This window comes from Pannus brasiliensis CCIBt3594 (genome assembly GCF_036688125.1).
Taxonomy (GTDB): Bacteria; Cyanobacteriota; Cyanobacteriia; order Cyanobacteriales; family Microcystaceae; genus Pannus; species Pannus brasiliensis.
In genome coordinates this window covers 114,800-139,675 of the sequence record NZ_JBAFSM010000005.1, presented here as the reverse complement: position 1 = coordinate 139,675, position 24,876 = coordinate 114,800, and the positions used below count along the sequence as shown (strand labels likewise).

The 24,876-nt window shown below is 53.8% G+C and carries 24 protein-coding genes; 11 read left to right on the top strand and 13 right to left on the bottom strand.

What is annotated here, in order from left to right; translation table 11 throughout:
* Nucleotides 1–118: 118 nt before the first annotated feature.
* On the bottom strand, nucleotides 119–1,420 hold the full coding sequence (locus V0288_RS04445; protein WP_332863823.1) for a cytosine deaminase: 1,302 nt from the start codon (nucleotides 1,418–1,420) through the stop codon (nucleotides 119–121).
* A 170-nt stretch (nucleotides 1,421–1,590) separates the two neighbouring features.
* Between V0288_RS04445 and V0288_RS04440 the strand changes: the two genes are divergently transcribed.
* Together V0288_RS04440 and V0288_RS04435 are read left to right on the top strand one after the other, a co-directional pair.
* Nucleotides 1,591–4,182: a CHAT domain-containing protein gene (locus tag V0288_RS04440; protein ID WP_332863822.1), complete on the top strand. Its 2,592-nt coding sequence runs from the start codon at nucleotides 1,591–1,593 to the stop codon at nucleotides 4,180–4,182.
* A gap of 134 nt (nucleotides 4,183–4,316) precedes the next feature.
* Complete coding sequence (locus tag V0288_RS04435) at nucleotides 4,317–5,381, top strand: TrkA-related ion transporter (RefSeq protein WP_332863821.1); 1,065 nt, start codon at nucleotides 4,317–4,319, stop codon at nucleotides 5,379–5,381.
* A 31-nt stretch (nucleotides 5,382–5,412) separates the two neighbouring features.
* On the opposite strand, the gene V0288_RS04430 is transcribed toward V0288_RS04435, so the two are convergent.
* On the bottom strand, nucleotides 5,413–6,261 hold the full coding sequence (locus V0288_RS04430) for a ferritin-like domain-containing protein (protein WP_332863820.1): 849 nt from the start codon (nucleotides 6,259–6,261) through the stop codon (nucleotides 5,413–5,415).
* On the opposite strand from V0288_RS04430, the gene V0288_RS04425 reads away from it, so the two are divergent.
* Nucleotides 6,236–6,412, top strand: a complete 177-nt coding sequence (locus tag V0288_RS04425) for a hypothetical protein (RefSeq protein ID WP_332863819.1) — start codon at nucleotides 6,236–6,238, stop codon at nucleotides 6,410–6,412. The genes V0288_RS04430 and V0288_RS04425 overlap by 26 nt on opposite strands.
* Before the next feature lie 206 nt (nucleotides 6,413–6,618).
* Here V0288_RS04425 and hpnJ read toward each other — a convergent pair whose 3' ends face one another.
* The 4 genes from hpnJ to V0288_RS04405 all read right to left on the bottom strand — a co-directional run bounded on the left by hpnJ (nucleotide 6,619) and on the right by V0288_RS04405 (nucleotide 11,234).
* Nucleotides 6,619–8,055, bottom strand: coding sequence for a hopanoid biosynthesis associated radical SAM protein HpnJ (hpnJ, locus tag V0288_RS04420; RefSeq protein ID WP_332863818.1), 1,437 nt, complete (start codon nucleotides 8,053–8,055; stop codon nucleotides 6,619–6,621).
* Nucleotides 8,056–8,175: 120 nt separating this feature from the next.
* Complete coding sequence (locus V0288_RS04415; protein WP_332863817.1) at nucleotides 8,176–8,922, bottom strand: ferritin-like domain-containing protein; 747 nt, start codon at nucleotides 8,920–8,922, stop codon at nucleotides 8,176–8,178.
* Nucleotides 8,923–9,113: 191 nt separating this feature from the next.
* On the bottom strand, nucleotides 9,114–9,581 hold the full coding sequence (locus V0288_RS04410) for a DUF29 domain-containing protein (protein ID WP_332863816.1): 468 nt from the start codon (nucleotides 9,579–9,581) through the stop codon (nucleotides 9,114–9,116).
* Nucleotides 9,582–9,653: 72 nt separating this feature from the next.
* Nucleotides 9,654–11,234, bottom strand: coding sequence for a hypothetical protein (locus V0288_RS04405; protein ID WP_332863815.1), 1,581 nt, complete (start codon nucleotides 11,232–11,234; stop codon nucleotides 9,654–9,656).
* Here V0288_RS04405 and V0288_RS04400 point away from each other — a divergent pair.
* The 3 genes from V0288_RS04400 to V0288_RS04390 all read left to right on the top strand — a co-directional run bounded on the left by V0288_RS04400 (nucleotide 11,233) and on the right by V0288_RS04390 (nucleotide 14,605).
* The gene (locus V0288_RS04400) at nucleotides 11,233–12,162 is read left to right on the top strand and encodes an SDR family NAD(P)-dependent oxidoreductase (RefSeq protein ID WP_332863814.1); all 930 of its coding nucleotides are present in this window, start codon (nucleotides 11,233–11,235) and stop codon (nucleotides 12,160–12,162) included. The genes V0288_RS04405 and V0288_RS04400 overlap by 2 nt on opposite strands.
* A 152-nt stretch (nucleotides 12,163–12,314) precedes the next feature.
* The gene (locus V0288_RS04395; protein WP_332863813.1) at nucleotides 12,315–13,505 is read left to right on the top strand and encodes an ATP-grasp domain-containing protein; all 1,191 of its coding nucleotides are present in this window, start codon (nucleotides 12,315–12,317) and stop codon (nucleotides 13,503–13,505) included.
* A gap of 188 nt (nucleotides 13,506–13,693) precedes the next feature.
* Complete coding sequence (locus V0288_RS04390; protein WP_332863812.1) at nucleotides 13,694–14,605, top strand: succinate--CoA ligase subunit alpha; 912 nt, start codon at nucleotides 13,694–13,696, stop codon at nucleotides 14,603–14,605.
* Between the two features lie 125 nt (nucleotides 14,606–14,730).
* Here the strand turns inward: V0288_RS04390 and V0288_RS04385 are convergent, their stop codons facing one another.
* The 3 genes from V0288_RS04385 to V0288_RS04375 all read right to left on the bottom strand — a co-directional run bounded on the left by V0288_RS04385 (nucleotide 14,731) and on the right by V0288_RS04375 (nucleotide 16,721).
* Nucleotides 14,731–14,940: a TOBE domain-containing protein gene (locus V0288_RS04385; RefSeq protein WP_332863811.1), complete on the bottom strand. Its 210-nt coding sequence runs from the start codon at nucleotides 14,938–14,940 to the stop codon at nucleotides 14,731–14,733.
* A gap of 518 nt (nucleotides 14,941–15,458) precedes the next feature.
* Entirely contained in the window at nucleotides 15,459–16,073 is a 615-nt protein-coding gene (locus V0288_RS04380) for a class I SAM-dependent methyltransferase (RefSeq protein ID WP_332863810.1), read from the bottom strand.
* A gap of 252 nt (nucleotides 16,074–16,325) precedes the next feature.
* Nucleotides 16,326–16,721: a hypothetical protein gene (locus tag V0288_RS04375; RefSeq protein WP_332863809.1), complete on the bottom strand. Its 396-nt coding sequence runs from the start codon at nucleotides 16,719–16,721 to the stop codon at nucleotides 16,326–16,328.
* Between the two features lie 84 nt (nucleotides 16,722–16,805).
* Between V0288_RS04375 and petN the strand changes: the two genes are divergently transcribed.
* From petN to sbcD, 3 genes are read left to right on the top strand one after another with little or no spacing between them, the layout of a single operon-like run.
* Nucleotides 16,806–16,895: a cytochrome b6-f complex subunit PetN gene (gene petN / locus V0288_RS04370; protein WP_332863808.1), complete on the top strand. Its 90-nt coding sequence runs from the start codon at nucleotides 16,806–16,808 to the stop codon at nucleotides 16,893–16,895.
* A gap of 15 nt (nucleotides 16,896–16,910) precedes the next feature.
* Nucleotides 16,911–17,054 carry a hypothetical protein gene (locus V0288_RS04365; RefSeq protein WP_332863807.1) on the top strand — a complete coding sequence of 48 codons (144 nt, stop codon included), beginning with the start codon at nucleotides 16,911–16,913 and terminating at the stop codon, nucleotides 17,052–17,054.
* A gap of 50 nt (nucleotides 17,055–17,104) precedes the next feature.
* The gene (sbcD, locus tag V0288_RS04360) at nucleotides 17,105–18,370 is read left to right on the top strand and encodes an exonuclease subunit SbcD (protein ID WP_332863806.1); all 1,266 of its coding nucleotides are present in this window, start codon (nucleotides 17,105–17,107) and stop codon (nucleotides 18,368–18,370) included.
* 99 nt (nucleotides 18,371–18,469) lie between these two features.
* Here sbcD and dnaG read toward each other — a convergent pair whose 3' ends face one another.
* Together dnaG and V0288_RS04350 are read right to left on the bottom strand one after the other, a co-directional pair.
* Nucleotides 18,470–20,377 (bottom strand): DNA primase, encoded by a 1,908-nt coding sequence (gene dnaG, locus V0288_RS04355; RefSeq protein WP_332863805.1) that lies wholly within the window; start codon nucleotides 20,375–20,377, stop codon nucleotides 18,470–18,472.
* A 108-nt stretch (nucleotides 20,378–20,485) separates the two neighbouring features.
* Nucleotides 20,486–20,662, bottom strand: a complete 177-nt coding sequence (locus V0288_RS04350; protein ID WP_332863804.1) for a hypothetical protein — start codon at nucleotides 20,660–20,662, stop codon at nucleotides 20,486–20,488.
* 100 nt (nucleotides 20,663–20,762) lie between these two features.
* Between V0288_RS04350 and V0288_RS04345 the strand changes: the two genes are divergently transcribed.
* The gene (locus V0288_RS04345) at nucleotides 20,763–20,984 is read left to right on the top strand and encodes a ferredoxin-thioredoxin reductase variable chain (RefSeq protein ID WP_332863803.1); all 222 of its coding nucleotides are present in this window, start codon (nucleotides 20,763–20,765) and stop codon (nucleotides 20,982–20,984) included.
* A 214-nt stretch (nucleotides 20,985–21,198) separates the two neighbouring features.
* Here the strand turns inward: V0288_RS04345 and petG are convergent, their stop codons facing one another.
* Nucleotides 21,199–21,315 (bottom strand): cytochrome b6-f complex subunit V, encoded by a 117-nt coding sequence (gene petG, locus V0288_RS04340; protein ID WP_332863802.1) that lies wholly within the window; start codon nucleotides 21,313–21,315, stop codon nucleotides 21,199–21,201.
* A gap of 145 nt (nucleotides 21,316–21,460) precedes the next feature.
* Between petG and V0288_RS04335 the strand changes: the two genes are divergently transcribed.
* Nucleotides 21,461–22,360: an alpha/beta fold hydrolase gene (locus V0288_RS04335; RefSeq protein WP_332863801.1), complete on the top strand. Its 900-nt coding sequence runs from the start codon at nucleotides 21,461–21,463 to the stop codon at nucleotides 22,358–22,360.
* Between the two features lie 117 nt (nucleotides 22,361–22,477).
* Here the strand turns inward: V0288_RS04335 and V0288_RS04330 are convergent, their stop codons facing one another.
* The gene (locus V0288_RS04330; protein WP_332863800.1) at nucleotides 22,478–24,745 is read right to left on the bottom strand and encodes a GspE/PulE family protein; all 2,268 of its coding nucleotides are present in this window, start codon (nucleotides 24,743–24,745) and stop codon (nucleotides 22,478–22,480) included.
* Nucleotides 24,746–24,876: the final 131 nt, after the last annotated feature.

The following is a 24,876-nucleotide window of genomic DNA, read 5'->3' as shown; positions in this document are numbered from 1 at the left end:
CAGGAGGCAGGAGTCAGGAGTCAGGAGGCAGGAGGGAAAGGGAAAAGGGGAAACAATGAATAAATGATAAAGTAGTCTTTTTCCGAAAAGATTCCCCATCACCCCATCTCCCCACTCCCTACTCGATGCCGAGGAGATCGTCTAGCTCGCGATAATCGGGGAGGGTGGTGTCGATCGATTTCCCGTTCCGCAGGACGAGCCGATCGAACTGGGGACGCGATAGCAACTCGCTAAAATCCCTCGCCTTGAAAATTAACAAATTTGCCTCTAGACCCACCCCAATACGCCCGAAATGGGGCAATCCGAGGACATCCGCGGGGGTACGGGTGACGCTATCGCACCAATCGCCGTAGGGGGTGTCGAGATGGGCGATCCGTACCGCTTGGGTGAAGACCTCTAAACCGTCGTGATCGCCGAACGCGTAGAAGGGATCGCGACAGTTATCGCTGGCGAACATCACGGGAATGCCGTGGCGTTTCATCTCGATCGCCCGCGTTACCCCGCGCCAGATGGGAGTTCGATCGCTAGAGCGATCCTGTAAATAAAGATTGCACATCGGTAAGCTAACGATAGCGATTCCCGCGTCTTTAACGAGTTTTAAGGTTTGCTCGACGGTTTCGGGGGATTGTACCGATAAACTGCAACAGTGACCGCAAACGATCCGGCCGGGAAATTGAAATTTTAGCGCGGTTCGGGCGATCGCCGCCAGACAGGTAGAGTCGATATCGCCGTTCTCGTCCGCGTGGAAATCGAGATCTAAACCCCGCTCGATCGCCAGACGGAAGGTAGCTTCTAACTGTGCCTCCAAATCGGGATTTTGGTAGGCGACCCCCCCGAGAATCCCCCCGAATCCGGCGATCCGATCGGCGAGATCCGCGCCCTCGGGAGTTTGATAGTAGTCTAGAGAGACGAGGGAAACCGCTTGCAGGTGGATCTTATCCGACCACTGCCGTTGTAACTCTCCCAGCGCGGCCAGACTAATCCGAGATTGTTCGCCGAAAGAATCGATATGAGTGCGGATCGCGGCGGTTCCGTGGGCGTAACTACATTTAATGCCGAATTCCATCCGTCGGTACACGTCCTCGTAACGCCATGTCAGGGACTCCCGACGCGCCACCGAGAGCGCCGTCTCGAAGGTTCCGTCCCGATTCGGGGAACGTTGCCAGATGTGTCCTTTATCGAGATGGGTGTGGGCATCGATAAAACAGGGGAAAATAAGACTTTTTCGCAGATCGAGAAACGGTATATCGGGATCGAGCGGATTTTCGGTTTGAAGTCTCCGAATTTTCCCGTTATCGATCTCCAGACTCACCGAACAGAATCCCTCGGCGGTTCGGGGAAGAACGGTCTTTTCTTCGAGGAGGGAAACGGGAACGCGAGCGTTGACGAGCCAATAGCGATCGCATCGGGGAATTCTCATGCTACGATAAAAGACTAGGTTGGTACTCTTGTCTGTTAATCTCCTCAATCTATCGCTTTTCCAACCGGTTGAAAACAACAGTAATCGAAACAACAGTAGCCCCCGCGCCGCTCTCTCTTGCCGCCCGACCCGCCCGATAGTTTTCTCTCGCCGAGGGAAGAGAGTCCCCGATGAAACGTCGATCGCTCCGATTTCTCCTGTGTTTTTTTCTCGGCTTCCTGCTCGTTTTAAGTCCTTTCACGCCGATACTCGCGATAAATCCGCCGACCGCCCCGGAAACCGAGGGACAAGCGCTCTACGAGAGCCGGCAATTTCAGGACGCGATCGAGCGGTGGAACTCCGCGTTGAAACGGGCGGAAAAAGAGAACGATCCCCTGGCGCGGGCGAGAATCCTGGGAAATCTCGCTCTGGCGTACCGGCAGATCGGCGCGTGGGCGGAAGCGGAAAGAGCGATCGCCGAGAGTATCGCCATACTCGAAAAAGAACCGAAAAATACGGAATCGGTGGAAATTATGGCGCGAACGTTGAATAATCGCGGATTGATCGAACTGGCGCGGGGACAGGCACCGAAAGCGCTCGAAAGTTGGGAGACAGCCAACGCGCTCTACCGCTCGATCGACGACCGGATCGGGGTTTTCCAGAGCCGGGTCAATCAGGCGCTCGCCCTGAAAGTTCTCGGTTCCTACCCGCTCGCCTGCGAAAATCTCGCGGCCGTTTTAAACCTCCCCGATCGGATCTGCCGGAATTTCCCCGAGCGGGTGTCGATCGAACGGTGGAAACAGGAATTACAAGCGTTACCGCCCTTTTTAGACGGGCGACAGCTAACCGCGTGGCGAATTCTAGCCGAAGTTCTCGAACTATCGGGGAAAAATGAAGCCGCCTCCGTATTATTCACCGAATTATTATCGAGAACCGACGATCCGCGAGAGCGATCCCGACTCTATCTATCCCTGGGCAACGCGGCGAGCGGTCGGGGAAATCATGTGGCCGCTCTCGATTGGTACGATAAAGCGATCGAGACGGCGCGAGATCCCCTGACGCGGGTACAGGGCGATCTGGGGCGGTTGAAAATCTATCTGGCTACCGGACAGGGGGAACGGGCGATCGAGGGAATTCCTAGCCTAAAAAAAGCGATCGAGCTTCTACCCTTAGATAGAGATAAAATCGCCGCGGAAATCAATCTCGCCGCCAGTCTCCGACAACTCCGAGACCTCGGGAACGATCCCGCGATCCCCGGTCTCGTGGAAATCGCGAGAATTCTAGCGGGAGCGGGGGAATCCGCGGGGCAAGTCGGCGCCGTACGCTTGGAATCTCTGGCGTTAGGTGAATTGGGCGGGATTTACGAGAGCGAGGGACGCTACGACATCGCCCGATCGCTCACCGAACAGGCCCTGGCGATCGCGGCCGCCCATAACGCGCCGGAGCTCGCGTATCGCTGGCAGTGGCAGTTGGGGCGGATTCTGGCGGCGCGGGGAGAGAGACAACAGGCGATCGCCGCTTACACGCTCGCGGTAGAAACCCTGAAATCGATCGAGGGGGATCTCGCGTCCGGCGATCGGGACACGCGGTTTTCCTTCCGCGAGCGGGTCGAACCCGTTTACCGGCAACTCGTCAGTTTACTACTCCAACCGGATCGGCAAGGACAGATCCCGCCGGAAGCGATCGAGAAAGCTAGAAATGTTATCGAATCGCTGAGAATCGCCGAGTTAAATAACTTCTTTCGGGAAAACTGTCTAGAAACGCACCCTCGATCGGTGGAGACGATCGATCCCGGCGCCGCGATCATCTACCCGATCGTTCTGAGCGATCGTCTGGCGGTGATCCTCGCCCTACCCGGACGGCCCCTTCACTACTACAGCGCCCCCGTAACGGCGAAAGAATTAGAAAAAACCGTCAGAGAGTTCCGCTATCATCTAGTCGTTCGCTCGCGGCGCGACTTTTATCCTCCCGGTCGGGATATCTACCGATGGCTAATCGAACCGATCGAGGCACGGCTGAAGGAAAACCAGATCGAAACCCTCGTTTTCGTTCCCGATGGTGCCTTGCGGAACGTCCCCATGAGCGCGCTTTTCGACGGGAAACAATTTTTAATCGAAAAGTACCGGATCGCCCTGAATCCGGGCTTGGAAATCCTCGATCCGGATAAATTACAACGTCGGGGATTCTCCACCCTCGCGGCCGGATTAACCCGCGAACGCGACGGATTCCCCCCCCTGTATCACGTCGTCGATGAGCTAAAAACCATCCGCGAGAATGTGAATAGCGATATCCTGCTCGATGAAGCGTTCACGATCGAGGGATTGAAGGCGGGAATTCTCGATTTTCCCGCGCCGATCGTCCATATCGCCACCCACGGACAATTTAGCTCGAATCTCGACGATACGTTCCTCCTCGCCTGGGACGGGCCGATCGACGTGGGCCAACTCGATCGACTCCTGCGCTCGCGGGAGGAAGCCGGGGAGAGAGCGATCGAACTGTTGGTGTTGAGCGCCTGCGAGACCGCGGCCGGGGACGATCGGGCCGCGCTGGGACTGGCCGGGATCGCCGTTCGATCGGGCGCGCGTAGTACCGTCGCCACCCTCTGGCCGGTCAACGACGAGGCGACCAGCGAGTTCATGAACGCGTTCTATCGGGGGTTGATCAACGAGAAATTTACCCGGGCCGAAGCGTTACGGCAGGCACAGCTAAAACTATTAGAAAATCCCAAGTTCCGCCATCCCTTCTACTGGTCGCCGTATATCCTGTTGGGGAATTGGTTATGAATTTTCAGGAGATAGGATTCAGGAGAGGGAAAGTGGCCGGCTAGAGAATCGCTTGTTAACCCCGGCGAATCGGACTATAGAGCGGAATAATCGATTCCGGTATAACTGGAGAGGATAACGCTCGTGGAATAAGGATGCGAAAACTCGATCGCAACGGGAAAATCATCGTTATTTCCCTATCCGTACTGTTATCGGTCACGATCCCGATCGCCTCGCTGTTGTGGAGCGAGGGAGCTTTTACCTCCCGGAAAAAGACGTGGGACGTTTTGCAAAGCGCCCTGATCTCGTTGATGGGGGAGTATCCCGATCGACCGAATACCTTTATCGGACAGGTTTCCCAGTTAATCCTGTTAGGGTTCGGAAACCTCGCGCTCGGGGCGATTATCGGTTCGATTTCCTCGTTTTTGATCACCAGGGCGATCCGGCGCCAAAAAATCATGAAACCGTTCAACGATCACATTATTATCTGCAACTGGAACGACAAAGCTCCCTTTATCGTGCGGCAACTGCTGGAGGGAAATCAGAATCATCCGAGGGAGATCGTCATTATTTCCGCGGAGGAGATCACCGAACGAGACGATTTAGCCGATCGAACCGATGTGTATTTCATCCGCGCCGATCCCACCCATCACGCCACCCTGGAAAAATTACAGGCTCATCGCGCGAAATCGATTATTTTACTGGCCGATCGAGATACCGAGGGGCCGGACGAAAAAAACGCCCTGATCGCGCTGGCGATCAAACACCTGGAAAGTACCCCCGATCGCCCGCGGGACATCCACGTTGTCGGCGAACTGGTGCGTTTAGACCGGTACCGCCACCTGAAAGAAGCCGGGGTCGATGAACTGATCTCGGCGCGGGACTACAGTTCGGGAATTATCGCCCAGAGCGCCCTGTTTAAAAATATGTCCGTCGTCTACCAGCAACTGTTAACCTATACCGACGACACCAACGAATTTTATTTCATCCCCCCTGGGAAATATCCGAAACACTTTATCGGGAAAACGTTCCGGGAGTTACGCGCCAAAATTGACGAGTACAGCGATACCGACGAGGATCGCCCGGTGATCCTGCTGGGAATAAAACGGGGAAACGGCGAAATTCTCCTCAATCCGAAGCGGAGTCGTTTCGATCGACTGGCCGCGAGCGATTCGCTAATCGTGATGGCGTTCCATAATATCGATCGCATCGTCGAGTGAGCGCTCTCGTTTTCGGTGGCGATCGGGAGATTTAGCCGGCTTGGGGGAGTGACGTTTCGCGCGGGAGAAGCTGTAGGAGACGGTAGGCGGTACGGGAGAGAAACGGCATTAATTCGGGGCGGAGTAATCGTCGATCGAATTGTCCCATCCGTTTCTCGTTCTCCGCGAGACAGGTGGTGAAAAATAACGCCGGCGTGAGATCGGCCATGAACGTGTTCGCTCCGGTCGCGGCGAACGCTTTTTCATCCTTCTGCTCGGTATCGGTAAAAACGGAACCCAATTTCCACAGCGCCTTGCTGTAATGATAGAGCGAGTGAGCGGCGCGGGCGATCGGGATTCCCCGTCCCCGTCGGATCTGTAAATAGGTGATCCAGTTGACGAAAAAGACGATATGACGGGCTTCCTCGTTTAACAGCGGATCGAAGATGGTAAACAGCGATTCCGGTAAATATTCAGCCTTACGGGCGATGCCGAACATTCCGAACGCGAAAAACGAATCGAGACATTCCTCGTAGCCGAATTCGGTAAACGTCGCCTCTAACTGTTCGGGAATCTCGGGAAGTTCGGGGATTTCGACCTCGATGCCGTAATAGTTCACGAGATGGGCGATTAACCGGCCGTGACGGGTTTCCTCGCGTCCCTGGAGGGCGATCGCTTCCCGTAATAAAGGATCTTCCACGGTTTCGGCGAACGCGCTCACCATTTTGCCCGCGTTCTTTTCCGTCCATAGTGCCTGTTTCCAGAAAGGAATCCCCCGAATTTTCTCCAGGGAAACCGGATCGAGATCCGGCCAGGGCATTTTTTCCGGTTCGTAGTCCAGATGACTGTCGAGAAAGCTACGACAGAAAAGTTCTTTGTGTTCTTCAGAGCCTAGTTTCATATACAGGAATCAGGAGGTAGGAGGCAGGAGTCAGGAGGCAGGAGGCAGGAGGCAGGAGGCAGGAGGCAGGAGTCAGGAGTCAGGAGGCTTTGAGCGCGCGAGTTTTTTAGCCTGTAGGGGCGCAAGGCTTGCGCCCCTACATTTAAGATAGATCTAGCTGTCTCCGTAGGCGCGCCGCGGGCGATCGCTGACCGCTTTTCGGCAGGAGGGATCAGAAAGCTAAAAGCTTCTCAAAAAGGGAAATAGAGGCAATTTAATTTTATCAAACCTAATTTTTCAATTTTTCCGCTAGAAAATCTAGAGGTCGAGAAGTGGGACGGGGTTCCCGCGGCAAAGGCTCGCGAGAACCTGAAGGTTTTAGGCTTTGGCCATCGCTTGATTCTGACGATCGCGTAGATAACCGAAGAATTCCCGTCCCTCGCGCAGTCTCCGCACCAACATCTGGGGATCGCTCAACATTTCGCCGACGATCGGCACGATCGCCTTCGGACGGAAGTAGAAACGACGGTACATCTGTTCCACCGCGTCCTCGATTTTCGCGGCGTTCAGGCCGGGATATTCCAAGGTTGACATCTGGATGCCGGAGTTGGCGACCATCGCTTTGTCGGTAAACCAGCCGTTTTCCTCCGCCTGGCGATAGAGTTCCGTACCGGGATAGGGCGCCGCGATCGATACTTGGATAGTATGGGGATTCACCTCGCACGCGAACCGGATCGTTTCCTCGATCGTCTCCGTGGTTTCGTTCGGCAGACCGATAATAAAGGTTCCGTGAACTTTTATGCCCAGTTTCCGACAGTTTTCCATGAATTTGCGGGCGACTTCCAACCGGATACCTTTTTTGATGCCGTCGAGAACCTGTTGATTTCCCGACTCGAAACCGACCAATAACAGACGTAAACCGTTATCGCGCAACTGTTTCAGGGTGTCGTAGTCGAGATTGGCGCGCGCGTTGCAACTCCAGGTTAATTTCAGCCGTTTCAGGTGTTCGCTGATGGCGATCGCTCTCTGTTTATCGATCGTGAACGTGTCATCATCGAACATATACTCGCGCACTCGATCGCCGAATAACGCTTTCGCCTCCTCCATCTCTCTCCCGACGGCTTCCGGGGTTTTGCAACGGTATTGATGACCGCCGATCGTTTGCGGCCACAGGCAGAAAGTACATTTCGCCGGACAACCGCGACCGGTATAGAAGGAAATATAAGGATGGAGTAAATAACCGATGAAATATTTGGTTATATCCAGATCTCTGGCGTAAACCGGCAGAACGCTGGGCATAGAGTCCCAATCGTGGATTAATTCCCGCTCCGGATTGTGCTGGATCTCGCCGTTACTATCGCGGTAACTTAACCCGGTAATCTCGTTCCAGGGACGATCTTCGGCCAGTTCCTTACAGGTGTAATCGAACTCGTGACGGCAGACGAAATCGATAATCGGATTTTCCCGTAGGGTGACATCGGCCAGAACCGCGACGTGAGCGCCGATTAAACCGACTTTCGCGTTCGGATTCTGTTTTTTAATCGCGGCCGCGCACCGGACATCGTTGGGAAGGGAGGGGGTGCTCGTGTGCATGATTACGAGGTCGTAATCGCGAGCGATCGCTAGAACATCCTCGATCGATTGTTCGTGAGGCGGCGCGTCCACCAATTTACTCCCCGGCACCAGCGCGGCCGGTTGCGCTAACCAGGTGGGATACCAGAAAGAGGTGATTTCCCGTTTCGCTTGATAGCGAGCGCCGGCTCCCCCGTCAAACCCGTCGAAAGAAGGCGGACTCAGAAATAAAGTACGTTTCATGAAGGCAACTCCTCACTTTTTGATTCTTACTGTACCACCCGCGAATAACGAGACGTGTTATCGCTAGACCGGGATTCCCGTCCGCGAAGATCGCCAATTTCGACCCCGGCCTCCTATTTTTTAACTCATCGCGGGTTCTAGCTCGAATTCGGCTTCCATTTCCGTCGGCGCGCCATCTTTGACGATCGAGGTGGTTTTGCCGCCTTTCTCGATGAAATTGCCCACCATCGCGAACATGGCTTTGATTTTACGCTCTCGCCATTCCTCGATAATCGTTTCTACCTGATGTTCCGGGAGACGACGGCGCAAAGCTTCGTGAAGATAGGCCGCGTGACGGGATTCATCGCGGGAGACGCTGAGGATGGCTTCCCGGAGGGCGCGTTCGCGGGGAAGATCGATCGGTAAAGCGCGCGCCATGCGATCGAAATCCTTACAGGCATCGAGTTCGAGAATATAGGTACTTCCCATAAAGACGATCCAATCGATATTTTCCGCTTTCAGATCTTCCGCGGTGTATCCTTGGAAATACGCGTCGAAAAAGGGACTTCTCCGCTGTTTACTGTCGTCTTTCGGTAAATCCTTGAAGTCGATCACCTGTTTACCCATCTGTTTTAACCCGCGCGCGAAAATCATCCCGTGACGTTTCTCGTCGGACGCGTGGCGATCGAGTTTTTCGGCTAACCATTCGTCCCCTTCATCCCGCGCGCGATCGCGAAGCTTTTCTAGGAAAGGAACCGCGCCGGATTCCGCTAACTGAAAACCCGCTAAAAGGTTCGGACGGGTGAGGGTATCGCGTATCTGTCGCGCCGTGATGTAGGCGACGGCCCCGTTGCCCAGTACATTGAGAAAGTGAGTGAATAGGTTCATGGGAAAAAAATAATTTCAAATTATCGATATTGTAACGAAATCCCTCGGGAATCGTATGGTCGAGTCGGTATAACCGGTCGATTCGGGGAATTCTATTTAGGAATTTATCGTATTTTTCGATGTTCGATCGCTCGTTTTCCAGATCTCAGGATCTCGAATGAATTCTCTAAGTATTGAATCGCTCGATCGCTTTAGACATCGGGAAACCAATCCTCGTCTAAAACTTCCTCTAGCGTGGCGATCGGTTCCGCGGGAATCTCGCGAGGATCTAACCCGGTAGTTTTGAGAAAAATCTTTCGGGCATCCCGATAGGATCTCTGGAAAACTTTTTCTAAATAAGGTTTCAAGCTTGGGCTATCTTCTAAGAGACGGGCGATTTGAATCCGAAAATTAGTAATTTTCCCCGTCCACCCCCGCCGGTTATACTCTCTCTCCGATTTCCAGTAAGCGAGTTTGAGAAAATGCTCGAATAACCGCGTGAGGTAACTCTCTAAAGCCCGTCGATCGCTCCGCACCATGCCTTCTAGTTCCTCGACTAAATTCTCTAGATCTAACCGGGAAAATTGACCCCGCTTCAGTTGTTCGATCGTCGTTTCTAGCCAGATCGCGTAATCGCGTTCGTATAAGGTTCGAGAATCGATCGAGTTTCGCGCGTCCATACAACGTTAAACTCCTGTTAGAGAGATCGGGAGGGAAAAGATAATTTTCTATCGATCGCTATTCTAACGAAATTACCGTCTCGGTTCGTATACCGACAGGAGAACCCGATCGACGTTATAAACTTCCACCGTTCGCGCCGCGCTATCGCTAATCGTCTGAAACGCGCTCTCTATACTGGAAAGATGATTCATCAGATCCAGTTGGGTTTTAAAATCCGTCCGCGCCTGTGCCTGTAATGCCGTCGTCTGTATCTGCCGCGCGTAACTCTCGTTGAGATATACCCGAATTCGCTTATCTCCCAGTTCGTAAGTGCATATATTCACCACTTTCGTACAAACTTGTTGTAAATCTTTACTAATTCGCTCGTAGCTCCGTACCTGTTCTAGAGCCTGTTGATAACGGGTGATCGAGGCGGAAGCGCGCGGGTATTCCGGGCTTTCGCGGGGGATTTCTTGGAGGATGGCGAGGCTTTCTTGCCAGTATTTAGCTGAATCCGTCCATTTTTGTTGTAAAGCGGCGTTTTCCGCTTTTTTCACCCGATCGCCCGCCCGGTTCCAGCGATCGAGCGCCCGCGCTTCCCGGTCGCGTTCGGCGCGCGCTGTCGTCCAGCGCGTCAGGTAGGTTCCCTCCAACCGGCGGGCCTCTCCCGCGACACCCGTATCGGGAGGGATCGCGCGCAGTCGATCGATCGCCGATCGCCAAGCCTTCTCGACGAATTGCCGATCGCCGAGAGATTGTGCCGTTTTTTCCCTAGTCATCGCGATTTCCGCGGATTCTCGGGCGTTCTGTAACGATTGTTCCGCTTGTTGTTCCCGGACGATCCGGCGATCGACCTCGGCGAGATTTTTCTGGTATTCCGCGATTTTTCGGTTGGCGAAGGGGTAAAGCGAGCTTTCGGGGGAAATTTTAGCCAGAGCGCCCAGATTATCGCGCCATAATTGCCGGATCTCCCGCCATCGAGAGAGGGGGAGGAGTTTGTCCCGAGAACCGTCCACCGCTTTCGAGGCCCGGTTTAAAATGGCGATCGCCCGATCGAGATCGCGGGCGCGCTGTTGATAGTCGTCGCGCAGGGATACGGCGGTGCCGTGATAGGAAGACCAGGGGGGAATATCGCCTAGAATGGCTAAAGAACTGGAAATATCGTCACGGGCGGCTTTCGCGTCCGATTCGATCGAGGCCACGGCCCGATCGCCTAAAACTCGCGCCCGTTCCAGTTCGGGACAGGTTCCCCGTAAACAGGGACGAGTGAACGCGTAAATGGCGATTATCGAGGCGATAGCACCGACCAAAAAGCCGAAAAAACGGGGAGATAGGGAAAAGAAACGATTTTTTCGGAGCGCGAGGGAAGCGGGAACGAGAGGAACGATGGCGGAGGTATACAGGGAATCGAAACGATCCTTCTCGTGAACGATAAAATAAGTCTCTAGGAGATAATCGGGCGAGATCGCGCCGGCCATCACTTTTTTTTCCACCACCGGCAGAACGATCGACGGCGAAAGATCGCTAGACTCGATAACGTGGACGGAAATAAAAAAAGTATGGTCCCGGACCGCGCAATGAACCTTTAGTGGGACAATAGACGGGAATTCCTCTTGAAGAGACCGTTCTAACCACCCCTCGATCTCCTGTAAACTTTTCTCCTTCTCGCGCATGAGCGATCGTCCTCCGCTATCTCAACAAGTCATCCTGATCACGGGCGCTTCCGTCGGCATCGGGGCCGCGTTGGCCGGACTGCTGGCCCGACGGTTTCCCGGTGTTCGTTTAGCCCTCGCGGCCCGACGGGCCGATCGACTAGAACAGGTCGCCGAATCCTGCCGTCAACTGGGGGCCGAAGTTTTCGTCAAACCTACTGACGTGGCTATCCCCTCACAAGTTACCGATCTCTCCAAATCGGTGATCGATCGCTGGGGACGGGTAGACGCGCTGGTGAATAACGCCGGTTACGGACAGATGGGGCCGATCGAACTAATGCCACCGTCAGCCGCGGAAGAACAGTTCGCGGTCAATTTTCACGCGCCCTTGATTTTAACCCATCACCTGATCCCCGTCATGCGGGAATCCGGGGGGGGGCGGATCGTCAACGTGAGTTCTCTGGGGGGACGGATGGCGTTTCCCGGCGCGGGACTCTATAGCGCGTCGAAATTCGCCCTAGAAGCTTTTAGCGATGTGGCTCGCATGGAGTTAAAAGGCTTTAATATTCAGGTGAGCGTGGTGGAACCGGGGCCGGTGGTGACGGAATTCTTTCAAGCGGCCTGGCAAAAGGTACTGGAAACGGTTCCCGACCCGGAAAAAAGCATCTACCGACCGGTTTTCGAGAAAATCGAGGGGATCGATCGACAGTTAGCGATTTTAGGATGGACACCCGATCGCGTCGCGGAAGTGATTATCCGGCCGTTGGTCGCCCGTCATCCCCGTCCCCGCTACTACGCGGCCACGGGGGGCGCTTTCTTCGTGCCGATGATGACCAAATTCATGCCCACCTGGTTTACCGACGCTTTCTGGAAACGGATCTACGGGATCGATCTCGTGGAGAAAGAGTGGGGAGATGGGGAGATGGGAAGATGGGAAAAAAGCGGTTAGCGGTCAGCGGTCAGCGGTCAGCTAGATCTATCTTTAGATAGTTGCTAAAGCTGAAGAACTCGCATTTTGAAAGCTGATAGCTAAAAGCCTCCTGCCTCCTGCCTCCTGACTCCTGACTCCTGACTCCTACACCCGACTTACTAACCGAGATTATGGACTTATTAGAATATCAGGCGAAAAAACTGTTTGAAGAGGTGGGAATCCCGATTTTGCCCTCCCAACCGATTCACGATCCGGGGGAGTTGAAACGGTTGAATATTCCCTACCCGATCGTTTTGAAATCGCAGGTACGCGCCGGGGGACGGGGGAAAGCCGGGGGGGTGCGGTTTGTCGAGAACACGATCGACGCGATCGCGGCCGCGCACTCGATCTTTCATTTACCGATCGCCGGGGAGTATCCCGATGTGATTCTGGCGGAAGCGAGGTATAACGCGCGTCACGAGTTATTCTTGGCGATCGTTCTCGATTATCACCTACAACGCCCCGTTTTACTCGGAGCGAGTCAGGGGGGGATGAACGTGGAGAGTTTGCTGGAAACCCTGCGGAAAGTGGTGGTGAGCGATCGATTCTCTCCCTATCTGGCCCGGAAACTGGCGATCGAGATGGGACTGGAGGGCGAGTTAATCGAGTCCGTCAGCGCGATCATCGAAAAAATGTACGGGCTTTTTCTCGCGAAAGACCTCGATAGTATCGAGATTAACCCGCTCGGGGTGAGTGAAAACGGCGAGCTTATGGCTCTAGACGGGAAAATCAGCGTCAACGATACCGCGATCGCCCGTCACGCAGATATACTGGCTCTAGCCCCCCCGCACTCTCGCTATCCTTGGTCGGTGAGCGACAAAACCGGCCGGATCGCCATTATTAGCAACTGTTCGGGGTTGATGCTATCCACTTGGGATCGGCTGGTCGCGTCGGGAGGAAAACCGGCCGGCTGGTTACTGCTGGAGGAAAGACTGGAACCGGCGGAATTTCAGGAGCGACTGCGGGACGGACTGGCTCATTTTCAGCTTTTACCGAATTTAAAGGTAATTATCGTTAATATCGTGAGTTATCCCGCGCTGTTACTGGAGGTAGCCCGAGGGATCGAAACGTATTACGCGGGGTACGGGAAACCCCCTCGATCGCCGGAAAACGAGGAACGGGGAACGAGGGTAACACGGCAGGAAAGACGGGCGCTCGAACCGCGTTCTTTCGTTAACCCGGCGCTACCGCGGGTAGTGTTTCGGGAAATCGGCGATAGCGCGTCGATCGAGTTCGGCGAGTCTTTAGCGGATGTTAACCCCGATCGGCTAGAGTCGTTAGAACAGGCCGCGAGCCGGGCGATCGAGATCGCTAACGCTTAAGTGGGGGAGGCAATAGGCAATAGACCGGAGGTGAGGGAGGGAAAGGGTGAAAGGGCTAAGGGTAAAGGTGAAAAGCGTCAGAAAGCTCTTTTCCCTTTTACCATTCGCCTTTTCCCCGAAAAATCTCCCCATCTCCCCCTCCTCCCATCTTCCCATCTCCCTTATTCCCCTTCTACCCTCGCCTAGTTATGAAATGGACACCGACCGGTAAGGTATTGATTCAAGGCATCGAGAAGCCGTTAGCCCGTTCTTACGCCGCGCGGATGCGGGAGAAAGGAACGAATATCGTCGCGGGAGTGGCGATCGGCCGGGGGGGAACCTCGATCGAGGGAATTCCCGTGTTCGATCTGGTGGAAAAGGCGATCGCGACGGAAGGCTCGATCGAGACCTCGCTATTGTTCGTCGATCCCTATCGGGTGTTAGACGCGGCGCTGGAGGCGATCGACGCGGGAATCCGGCAGTTAATTATCGTCACCGGCGGGGTTCCCCCTCTCGATACGGTAGAACTGCTCAAAAAAGCGAGCGCGACCGGTACTTTCATTCTCGGGCCGGGCAGTAGCGGGTTAATCATTCCGGGTCAACTCTGGTTAGGCACCTGTGAACCGGGATTCTATCGATCGGGAGATATCGGCCTGATCGCTAAGGGGGCCGCCTTACCGGGCGCGAGCGGCGATCGGCTGATCGATGAGGTGGCGCGAACGATAACGGCCGCCGGGTTCGGGCTGACGATGGCGGTTAGTCTGGGAACCGACGGGATTCTCGGCTCGAATCTGTCCCAGTGGTTACAGGTGCTAGAGGAAGACGAGAACACGAGGGCGATCGTTCTGGTGAGTCAGATCGGGGGGAAAGCGGAAATCGACGCGGCCCGATATATTGCCGAGGCGATCGAGAAACCGGTGATCGCGTACATAACCGGGTTAAACTCGCCGATCGAGTCCCGTTTCGCCGACGCGGACACGATTATCAAGGGCGCGCTCTCCTACACGGAAGCGATCTCGCGTTTACGACGGGATATCCCCCGCTATTTCGAGGAGGCCGGGGTCACGGCGATCGAGAAACTATCGGAATTACCGGAATATTTGGAGATCGTTCTCTCGTGAAGCTGTCAGCGAGCGGCGACAAATTAACGACATCAAAAATTCACTAACCTTTCCGAAACGGGGGGCGATCGATGATCGGTTCGGAATCACTCGAAGCTGATGGCTGACAGCTTACTATTTATTAATTATTCTACGGCGATCATGACATCCGAGGATTTCACGACGGCGTAGACTTCTTTGCCGACCGCCACGCCTAATTTTTCGGCGGATTCCTTGGTGATAATCGCGACCACTTCCACGCCGGGCGCGATTTCTAAAATCACTTCGGTATTGACCGCACCCGGTTCGACAGCTTTCACGGTTCCTTTGAGAGCGTTGCGCGCGCTAATTTGCATGGCTAGTTAGCTCCTTACATTTCTGTCACGCTTATTATGGCGTATATCCGGAGTGATGAACCGAAGTTTAACAGAAAATTATCAATGTTTTATGACAAAAATAAATTTTCTCTAGAAAAAAGTCGGTAGAACATTGGCAATAAAAACGACAAAAATCTTCCTTTTAAAAAAGTATCAAACTTTACTCTGGATAGATAAAATCTATAGATGGAAGGTTACAAGTCTATCGACTGAAACTTCAACTTCTTCCTTTTTCGTGGGTATCGGACGATCGTGGAAAAAGCTACGGCGGACGGGAGATCTACCATCCGGGTCGGTAGGGCGCGTCCCCCGGCGCGGTTTTCCCTCGATCGAGATACAGCGATTGACGAGCGAGAGAGACCGAGAAAAGAGAATACACCCCCGATTTCTGGGGGCGCGCGCGAAATTTTCCCGACAAATAATCTGAGATCGAGAATTATTTCTCTAGGTGAAACTCGATCTCGATCGAGCGGGATGGATGGAGTAGAGAGCGAGCGTTATGTCTCGCGACGGGCGACCACGATCATCGTTTTCGCGAGGGGGGGAAATCTACCGACACGATAAATTTTTTCCACCGATAGTTTAGCCTCGTCGAGCAATCGCGAGATCGTTCGCTCCGACCAGAATTTAATATGCCCGTGATCCCACAGAGCGGTAAAATGCTCGTCCATTTTGCCCGTAACGGCTAGAGCGAGATTTTTGAGATAGCTATGATAGGGAGTGGAAATTAGAGCGTACCCCCCCGGTTCTAATAGGTTGTACACGCATCGAGCGTAATCCCGTGGGGCGTAGACGTGTTCGACCACCTCTAAACTAATCACCAGGGGAAATGTACCGAATTTATCCGCGAGATCGTCGTAGGCGGAACCGACGTGTAGATCGAGTTCGGGAAAGGCTTCTCTCGCTCGCGCGATGCCCGATTGGGAGGGGTCGCAACCACTGACTTGGAAACCCTGTTCCGCTAACCAATTGGCGATCGAACCATTGCCACAACCGAGATCGAAAAGCCGTTTTTCGGGAATATCGAGTTTTCCGATAATCTCCCTCAAAGGGGGTAGGAGATAGGCGTGAGCGAAGCCACATCTCGCGTGACTGTAATGATAATCCGACATAGTGATTGATGGCCAGAATAAAGAAATAGAGGGGATTTCCGAGAGCGAACCCGAGCATGATCGCGAAGGTAGCGAGCGCGGGATGAAGAATCTGCCGCTTCTCAATAGCAATATGATTCGCTTCGTTCGGAAGGATGGAGTGGCTACAGGAAATGCCGGGAAACTCGACAATTACCCGGATAATATCCAAAATAAACGAGCGACAGCGAATTGCCTAGAGAGTGGCGGAAATTTCCGGGAGCGCTCCGGGCGCTATTTCCGCGATAACATTCGATCGAGCGCGACCCGACAGATGGCGAAACAGACGAAACTCTCTCCTAGAAAGAGACCCGAGCGCGTTCCCGCGGCGAATATATCCTCGGATAACTGGAGGGGAACCAAACCCCGGACGAGGGAAAAAGCCGCCACCGCGCCGTCCCGAAGATGGGGATTCCCGTCATCGCGGACGATATAACGATAGGTGACACCGAAGAGAAAACCGCTAATTAGCGCGCAAACCAGCCGAACCAAAGCCGTCAACCCCGCGAGCGCTTCCCCCAAAAAGGCGACGTGAACCCAAAGAAAAAACAGCGACGGGATCGCGAAGGCGAGGGCGGCGATTCCCCCGACTTTGATCGATTCGATGCGTTCGGTGAGCGTGATCCGCACGGGCGTTCCTCCAAAACCTGGCCACTGATGAAGTATTATAGGTTGTGTAGTTCTTCGACCGAAATTCCGTTTACAAAGGCAGATATGGATATTTTGACACTGGGCTGGGTTAGTGTTCTCGCGTTATTCACTTGGTCGATCGCGATGGTGGTTTGGGGTCGTAACGGTTTCTAATAGCGATTTTTAACCGTGGATACATCAACTGTACTCAATACCCTCTTTCTCGCCGCCTTGATCTTGCTCGTTCTCGTCAGCGGTGGAATTCTCTACCTCACGACCGCAGAATGGCGCGATCGTCGCCGACAGGATAACGATAAAAAAATTGGCAAATAAGAGCGAACAGGCGTACTTAGCGCGCCTGTTTTTCGCTTATAGTGAGAGTTATGATTAAAATTCTTCATTTATCGGATATTCACATGGGTAGCGGCTTCTCTCACGGTCGCTTGAACCCGAAGACGGGGTTGAATACCCGTTTAGAAGATTTCGTGAAAAGCTTGAGTTTATGTATCGATCGAGCGATCGGGGAACCGGTGGATCTGGTACTCTTCGGGGGGGACGCGTTTCCCGATGCCACTCCCGCGCCGTTCGTTCACGAGGCTTTCGCGGCCCAGTTCCGTCGTCTCGCGGACGCGGGTATCCCGACGGTACTGTTGGTGGGCAATCACGATCAGCACTCCCAGGGCAACGGCGGCGCGAGTTTATGTATCTATCGTACCCTGGCCGTGCCGGGGTTTATCGTCGGCGATCGACTGACCACCCACCGTATCCGTACCCGGAACGGCGAGATTCAAATTATAACGTTACCCTGGTTAACCCGTTCGGCGCTGTTAACCCGTCCGGAAACCGAGGGGTTATCGTTGGGGGAAATTAACGATCTGTTGATCCGGCGCCTCGAACCGGTATTGGAAGCGGAAATCCGACAACTCGATCGAGACATCCCCACCATTTTACTCGCCCATCTGATGGCCGATCGGGCCACCCTCGGCGCGGAAAGATTTCTCGCGGTGGGAAAAGGCTTTTCCGTACCGATCTCGCTGTTAAATCGATCGGAATTCGAGTACGTCGCTCTCGGACACGTCCACAAACATCAAAATCTCAACCCGTCCAACGAGCCGCCGATTATCTATCCGGGCAGTATCGATCGGGTGGACTTTAGCGAGGAGAAAGAGGAAAAAGGATACATCTATCTAGAGGTAGAAAAAGGACGGGTAGATTGGCAATTTTACCCGCTCCCGACGCGCCCTTTCCGGACGATCGAGGTAGATGTTTCCGAGGCCGAAGATCCCAAGAAAACGATCCTCAAAGCCCTGAAAAAGCACGATATCACCGACGCGGTAATTCGGTTGATCTATACCATCCGGAGCGAACAGTTAGAATCGATCGACGCGTCCACGCTGGCCGAGGCTTTAAAAACCGCCCACACCTACACGATCCGCGCCGAATTAATCAGTCAATTATCCCGTCCCCGTCTGCCGGAATTGGGAGTCGGTACGGATCTCGATCCGATCGAGGCGCTAACCGCCTACCTCGATAATCGCGCCGATCTTCGCGATATTGTCGGCGATATCTTGGAGGCCGCGCGGGAGTTGTTGAACGACCCATCGGATATGTGGTTAGAGGAAGAAGAAATGGAAACGGCGGAATTTTAGCATAATGTAGCGTTATTTTTTATTCAATTCACTATAAATTTAACGCTTAAAAATAAATCATGTTTTACGAAGATACTAAAATCGTCAATCTAGAATCTATCACGATAACTTTTCTTCCCGCTCTCGATAGTGGGGATCGATAGCCCGTAGTTTAGCGGCCGTCTGACGGAATTCTGTTTCATAAAATCGCGATCTTTCCGGATCGGGAGATTCGATCTGGTAATATCGCCATCGTTCCTGACAGTATCGACGATATTCGAGCAAACTGATTTTTTCTAACCAAGCGATCGCTCTATCGATTTGTTCCTCGGGTCGGAATAGGGTTTCTAACGTGTTTTCATTTAAAGTAAACAGGGAACGAATTTCTCGATTTTCTTTTTCCGAGGTAGAGAGAAGATGGTTCTGTAAGGTAGAGACTAAATCATCGGGATGTTTTAAGGTTGGCTGTAATTCGAGAATTTGTTGCCAGAGAATACGATAGGCGTGTACGTTAAAAATCAAATCTTTTTCATCTAAAAGCTCGCAAATTCTCTCTCGACAATTCGAGCAGTGTAAATAAATTAGCAATAAAATCCATTCCGCTTTTTCCGAGGCCGATGTCTCGGGTCTTTCCAATAGTTTCGGGAGATTCGATCGAGCGGTCAGCCCGATCGGTTTATTCATCTGGCGAGACAGGGTTTTAATGATATGGGGAATGCGAGACCCGTCCTTCTGCGCTAAAATTTCGGCGCAATATTCTAGATAAAAAGTTCGTTGATTACTATCTTCTAATTTTTGCAAAAGACCGACCATCTCGCGGGCGACCTGTTGGAAGCGATCGCCCCGTTTTAAATCCTGCCCGAGCAGAATTTGCCCGATCCGCCAATCGATCCAGAAAGGAGCGTTTTCGATTAAACGATGATAGGTATCGATCGCTTCCAGGGAGGATTGTAAAAACTCGTCCGCATCCTTGCCGTCGGGCAGATTTAGGATTCGTAATTGTACCTGTCCGGAATAAACGAGAGAAGAGATTTCTTCGATGGCGCGCGCGGTCGCTTTCACCCCAGCTTTATCGGCATCGAAGTTAAAAATCACCTGTTTCGATTCACTGTAGCGCAGGATCTGTTTAATCTGTTCCTGACTGAAAGCGGTTCCTAAAGAAGCCACCGCGCTGGTAATCCCGGCCGCGTGAAGGGCGATCGCGTCGAAATACCCTTCCACCACGATCGCGCGATCGTCTTTAGCGATCGTTCCCTTGGCTTTATCGAGGGCGAAAAGGGTTTTTCCTTTCTCGAAAAGAGGGGTTTCCGGAGAGTTAAGATACTTCGGTTCATCGTTTCCCAGGGTACGACTTCCGAACGCGATCGCCCGTCCCTGAACATCGAGAATCGGGATCATCAACCGGTCGCGAAATCGATCGAAATAACCGCTACCATTTTTCCGCGGTTGAATTAATCCGGCTTGTTCCACCAGCGCGAGGGGATAGCGTTTCTGTTCGACGAGATAGCGATAGAGAGTTTCCCACCCCGAAGGCGAATAACCCAGTTGGAAGGATTCGATCGTTTCTCTCGATAGTTTTCGTTTACCGAGAAGATAATCGAGGGCGATTTTTCCCTCCTCCTGATACAGCGCGTGTTGATAGAAACTAACCGCCACCGCGACGATCTCGTATAACTGTTCTTTGAGGGATAACTGACGCTGTAACTCCTGACGCTGTTCGGGAGCGAGAGTTTTCAGGGGAATCTGATAACGTCTCGCGAGATCGAATACCACGTCGCCGAAAGATTGTTTCCCCACTTCCATGAGGAATTTAATCGCGTTACCCCCCGCGCCACAGCCGAAACAGTAATACATCTGCTTGGTAGGGCTGACGGAAAAACTAGGGCTTTTCTCGTCGTGGAAGGGACATAAACCGACGAAATCGCGACCGCGTTTCTTTAAAACCACCCTTTCCGAGACGATATCGACGATATCGACCCGTTGTTTCACTTCCTCGATCGTGTCGGGATGCAGTCGCGGCGTATCCATAGAACCAGGATAGGAGATAGTAGTCGGGAGCTAGGAAGAGATAGGTGGAATAATATGGCTTGAAATGGGATAAAAAACCTTGATAAATGCTGACTATCGTTTTTATAACTATTCTAAAGGTAATGATACAAGTAGTTCTCGGAAGATTTTTGGGAGTGTACAGTACAGGATTACTATAGCAGGGTTCGAGAACTCTATTCCTCCTGCCTCCTGCCTCCTGCCTCCTGACTCCTGCCTCCTGCCTCCTGCCTCCTGACTCCCGCTCCCAAATTTTAAGATTTGCAAGAACTCTAGCGTACCGACCTCGGAGAGAGGACGATCCTATGCAACAATAGTAAGGTTGTCTGAAAAAATCTATTAGGCGGTTGTCTTGCCCAGAGAGGATATGAAAGTTGGCGATCGAGTCCGTGTGGTTCAATCTGTCGTGGTATATCACCATCCCGAACACAAAAAAGAGGCTTTTGATATAAAAGGGCTGGAAGGACAGGTTCTAGACATCATCACTGAATGGCAGGGCAGACCGGTCAGCGCGAACCTTCCCGTTCTCGTTCAGTTCGATAAAAAGTTCAGAGCGCATTTTCGCGATTTCGAGTTAGAAGTGATCTAAAAATCTTCCCAAACCCTCGAAAACGCCCCGATTCATCGGCTATTTTCCTGTCAGCGGGTTGCGAGCGCGAGTAAAGATTCACGATCGTCAATGATAAGCGATTGGATCTCTAAATCGCTTTCCCGTCGAAAATAGCGAAAACGCCAACCGTTCGAGGAATTCGGATTGGCGTTTTTTTGTCGGGAAAAGTCCCGGTTCGATCGAGTTAAGTCGTTTAATCTAACCCTAGTTGATTGCCGCGCTTGTACTGTAAATAGGCGGCGACGAATAAACCCGCGAGGGTGATAGGGATCAATCCTAACGCGATACCTAAAACTAAGGGTTCGATCACGGCTGTACTCCTTTTACTATCCATTTTTTTACCCGTCTCCTATCCTAGCAGGGGTCGTTCGGCAAAGATAGGGGAATCGCGCCCGGGCGGGGGAAATCGAGTTATATTAAAAAAGGTAAAAAATACTTTACAGATACAAAATATTATGTATACGGCATTGGCGATCGATACCGCACCGAAATTCTGGAACTGGCGGGGATACCCGATCGCCTACCAGAGCGCGGGGGAGACGGGGCCGGCGATCGTTCTCGTCCACGGGTTCGGCGCGTCCTGGGGGCATTGGCGGAAGAATCTGCCCGTTTTAGGCGAGTCCTGTCGTTGTTTCGCCCTCGATCTCCTCGGTTTCGGGGCATCGGCGAAACCCGCGCCCGGCGAGGGAATCGAGTACACTTTCGAGACCTGGAGCGAGCAAATCGGCGATTTCTGCCGGGAGATCGTCGGCGGCCCGGCGTTTCTGGTGGGGAATTCGATCGGCTGTGTGGCGGTTATGCAGGCCGCGATCGATCGCCCGGAGATCGCCCTCGGTGTCGCCGCGATTAACTGTTCCCTGCGTCTTCTCCACGAGCGAAAACGGGCGGATTTACCCTGGTATCGGCGAATCGGTGCGGATATAACCCAAAAGATTCTGAAAAATCAGGCGATCGGCGCGTTATTTTTCCGACAGATCGCCAAACCCGAAACGGTGCGAAAAATTCTCCTCCAGGCTTACCGGCGATCGGAGGCGGTAACGGATGAATTAGTGGAAATGTTGTTAAAACCGGCGCGGGATACGGGAGCGATCGCCGTATTTCTCGCCTTCACCGGCTATTCCCGCGGCCCCCTTCCCGAAGATCTGTTACCCGAACTTCCCTGCCGGGCGATCCTTCTCTGGGGAACCGATGACCCCTGGGAACCGATCGAGCTAGGCCGGGAACTAGCCCTCTTCCCGACGGTCGATCGCTTCATTCCCCTAGAAGGTTTAGGCCACTGCCCCCAAGATGAGGCCCCGGAGATAGTCAACCCGATTTTATTAGAATGGGCGCTGGGGAAAGAAGTCAGGAGTTAGGAGTCAGGAGTCAGGAGTCAGGAGGCAGGAGAATAGGATAAAGGGATAAAAAATAGTCTTTTCCTTTTCCCTTTCCCCTTTTCCCCGAAAAATCCCCCCATCTCCCCATCCCCGCACCTACCAGGGATCGGGAACGGAGCGAAAAGAAGAATCCACCTCCCAGGTCGAGGGATCGTCGTCGATCGAGTTCGCGCTAACGATCGTGTCTCGGGCCGGATCGATTTCCTTGCGTAATTGCTCCCAATCGCCCGGATCGGTTAATTCCTCGTAAATCCCGGTATTGGCCACCATCGTCTCCTTATCGGGCGCCCAATCCCCGCTTTCGGTTGGAGCGGCGGGCGATTCTTTCAGTTGCTCGTAAACGATGGTCGGATGGGGGGCGGGGGGAGGAACCGAGCCGATCTCTCGCTTGAGACCCTGTAATTCCGTCGCGAGCGCTTCGATCAGACGTTCTAGTTTTTCGATCCGTTGCATAACCGTGTTGGAGATGTTCGGTGAGGTCGGTGAGAGCGGGGGCGCGACCGGCAAGCGATCGCCGAGAACCCGATCGACCTCTTCTAATGTAGTCTCTCCTCGGGCAACTAGCTCTAGCGCGTAGTCGATCAGCGGGGTAAATCCCTCCGCTCGCGCGATGGTTTCCAGTTCGAGAGTACCCGCGTTACCGGCGATCGAGGCTTTCAGACGCGGGGAAACGGCGATCACCTCGAAGGCCGCGATCTGTCCCTGATAGCCGCTCCCGTTACAATGACGGCACAGCCGGCCTCTATCGCGGGCCCGCTCGATCTCCGCACCGTCGAGAGCGTTAGCTTTATAAAAATGGGTCGATCGCTCGGACGGGGTTAAGCCGAATTTCGACAGTTCCTCGGCGGAGGGAAGGTGTTTGAGACGGCACACGGGACAGACGCGCCGCAGGAGCCGTTGATCGATCGCCCCGATCAGGGTATCGGCGACCGCGCGGGGATTCGTTAGATTCACGAGTCGGGCGATGGCGGACGGGGCGCTATCCGCGGTCAGACAAGAGAGAACCAGATGACCGGCCGCGAGCGAGCCGAGGGCTTCGGAAGCGATCGAGGGGTCGTCGAGATGATCGATCCCGATCGCCTTGACCCCTCGCGCGGACAGGGAACGCAGGACCGATCGGTATTCGACCCCTTTAGCCGGTTCGATCGCCACCTGCGCGACCCCGTTGAGGACTCGCTCGATCGGGTTTTCCACGGTGGCGATGCTCAGTCCCGCTTGATGGCGGTTGGCCAGTAGGGAATAGAAGGTGGTCGAGCGTCCCCCCGCGGCGGGCGAGGTGAGCAAGAGCGCGCCGGCGGGTCGCTCCAGTAAAGCGCGCACTTTCTCCCGCGTTTCCTCGATCGGGATCAGTTCATCGAGCGACCAGAGCGCCGAGCGGGAGTCGAAAACCCGCAGGACGATCGTTTCGCCGTACCGCGAGGGTCGCGTGTGAACGTGAAAATCGATTCTCCGACCGGAAAAGGTTCTCGTGATGCGACCCCGGCCCGCCTGTCCCGGTTGACCGGCTTCCAGATTGGCGAGAGTTTTGAAGCAGGAGAGGACGGCGGGGGCTTTCTCGCCTGGAATCGGCTCGAATCCCGTTCGGAGTAAACCATCCTGACGGAATCGGACGGTTAGTTCATTTTCTTCCGGTTCTAAATAAATTTCCGAGGCTTTGTTCTCGATCGCCCGCACGAGAAGGTTCATGACGAGCGTGACGATCGGGCCCCGCTCGGTCGGGGAGACCGCGACGAGATTTTCCGCCGATTCCTCCAGACGCAAGACGCGCGCCGGGCGATCGTCCTCGAAGACATCGGTGACATCGACGAGGGTTTCGCGGTGGCTTTCCGACAGCGGGGACGTGGCGGATTCCTCCTCGCGCGTGCGATAGCTCTCGATCAGTTTCTGGTAATCCGGGGAGAGGATCACCCGGCGATCGAACTGTAAATCTTTATCCCGGAGAATCCGCCGCAGATCGTCGAGAATTTCTCCGTTAGCGGGATCGACCATCGCCAGGGAGAGAACCTTGGGATCGGAGTCCCGGTGATGAAGGGGTAAAATCTGGTAGCGACGACAGATTTCAAAGGGAAGCAGGGTTTTAAAGAGATGTTCGATCGTCGGCCAGTCGATCGCCTCGGTTTCCGGATCGAGGCACTCCACGCCATAGGCCGCCCGCGATCTCGCCAGTTGTTGGCCGCGGTCGCCTTGCAATAGTTCGAGGGGGACGGGACGACCGGTGATAATCGGCAGGATCTCGATCAGGGGGCGATTGGTTTTCTGTTTCTCGATTAATGCCTGTTGTAGCTGTGGCAAGGTAATATAACCCGACTGAATCAGTTGATTCGCGAAGGGGGGGAGGGGGGATCGCTCGTTCGGTACTGTCATTGAGATTCAATCAGTTAAAACTGTTCGCCCACTACAGTCTATAGATTTCCCCCCGATCGGGCGAGAGTTAACAGGACGGGGAATTTTTTTCGCGAACCGGCGCGTCGCTCTCGATTTCCGGGTACCCGGAC

Excerpts from the sequence above, each read along its gene's own strand:
- V0288_RS04445 (WP_332863823.1), bottom strand. The coding sequence starts at position 1,420 with ATGAGAATTCCCCGATGCGATCGCTATTGGCTCGTCAACGCTCGCGTT.
- V0288_RS04440 (WP_332863822.1), top strand. The coding sequence starts at position 1,591 with ATGAAACGTCGATCGCTCCGATTTCTCCTGTGTTTTTTTCTCGGCTTC.
- V0288_RS04435 (WP_332863821.1), top strand. The coding sequence starts at position 4,317 with ATGCGAAAACTCGATCGCAACGGGAAAATCATCGTTATTTCCCTATCC.
- V0288_RS04430 (WP_332863820.1), bottom strand. The coding sequence starts at position 6,261 with ATGAAACTAGGCTCTGAAGAACACAAAGAACTTTTCTGTCGTAGCTTT.
- hpnJ (WP_332863818.1), bottom strand. The coding sequence starts at position 8,055 with ATGAAACGTACTTTATTTCTGAGTCCGCCTTCTTTCGACGGGTTTGAC.
- V0288_RS04415 (WP_332863817.1), bottom strand. The coding sequence starts at position 8,922 with ATGAACCTATTCACTCACTTTCTCAATGTACTGGGCAACGGGGCCGTC.
- V0288_RS04410 (WP_332863816.1), bottom strand. The coding sequence starts at position 9,581 with ATGGACGCGCGAAACTCGATCGATTCTCGAACCTTATACGAACGCGAT.
- V0288_RS04400 (WP_332863814.1), top strand. The coding sequence starts at position 11,233 with ATGAGCGATCGTCCTCCGCTATCTCAACAAGTCATCCTGATCACGGGC.
- V0288_RS04405 (WP_332863815.1), bottom strand. The coding sequence starts at position 11,234 with ATGCGCGAGAAGGAGAAAAGTTTACAGGAGATCGAGGGGTGGTTAGAA.
- V0288_RS04395 (WP_332863813.1), top strand. The coding sequence starts at position 12,315 with ATGGACTTATTAGAATATCAGGCGAAAAAACTGTTTGAAGAGGTGGGA.
- V0288_RS04390 (WP_332863812.1), top strand. The coding sequence starts at position 13,694 with ATGAAATGGACACCGACCGGTAAGGTATTGATTCAAGGCATCGAGAAG.
- V0288_RS04385 (WP_332863811.1), bottom strand. The coding sequence starts at position 14,940 with ATGCAAATTAGCGCGCGCAACGCTCTCAAAGGAACCGTGAAAGCTGTC.
- V0288_RS04380 (WP_332863810.1), bottom strand. The coding sequence starts at position 16,073 with ATGTCGGATTATCATTACAGTCACGCGAGATGTGGCTTCGCTCACGCC.
- petN (WP_332863808.1), top strand. The coding sequence starts at position 16,806 with ATGGATATTTTGACACTGGGCTGGGTTAGTGTTCTCGCGTTATTCACT.
- sbcD (WP_332863806.1), top strand. The coding sequence starts at position 17,105 with ATGATTAAAATTCTTCATTTATCGGATATTCACATGGGTAGCGGCTTC.
- dnaG (WP_332863805.1), bottom strand. The coding sequence starts at position 20,377 with ATGGATACGCCGCGACTGCATCCCGACACGATCGAGGAAGTGAAACAA.
- V0288_RS04345 (WP_332863803.1), top strand. The coding sequence starts at position 20,763 with ATGAAAGTTGGCGATCGAGTCCGTGTGGTTCAATCTGTCGTGGTATAT.
- V0288_RS04335 (WP_332863801.1), top strand. The coding sequence starts at position 21,461 with ATGTATACGGCATTGGCGATCGATACCGCACCGAAATTCTGGAACTGG.
- V0288_RS04330 (WP_332863800.1), bottom strand. The coding sequence starts at position 24,745 with ATGACAGTACCGAACGAGCGATCCCCCCTCCCCCCCTTCGCGAATCAA.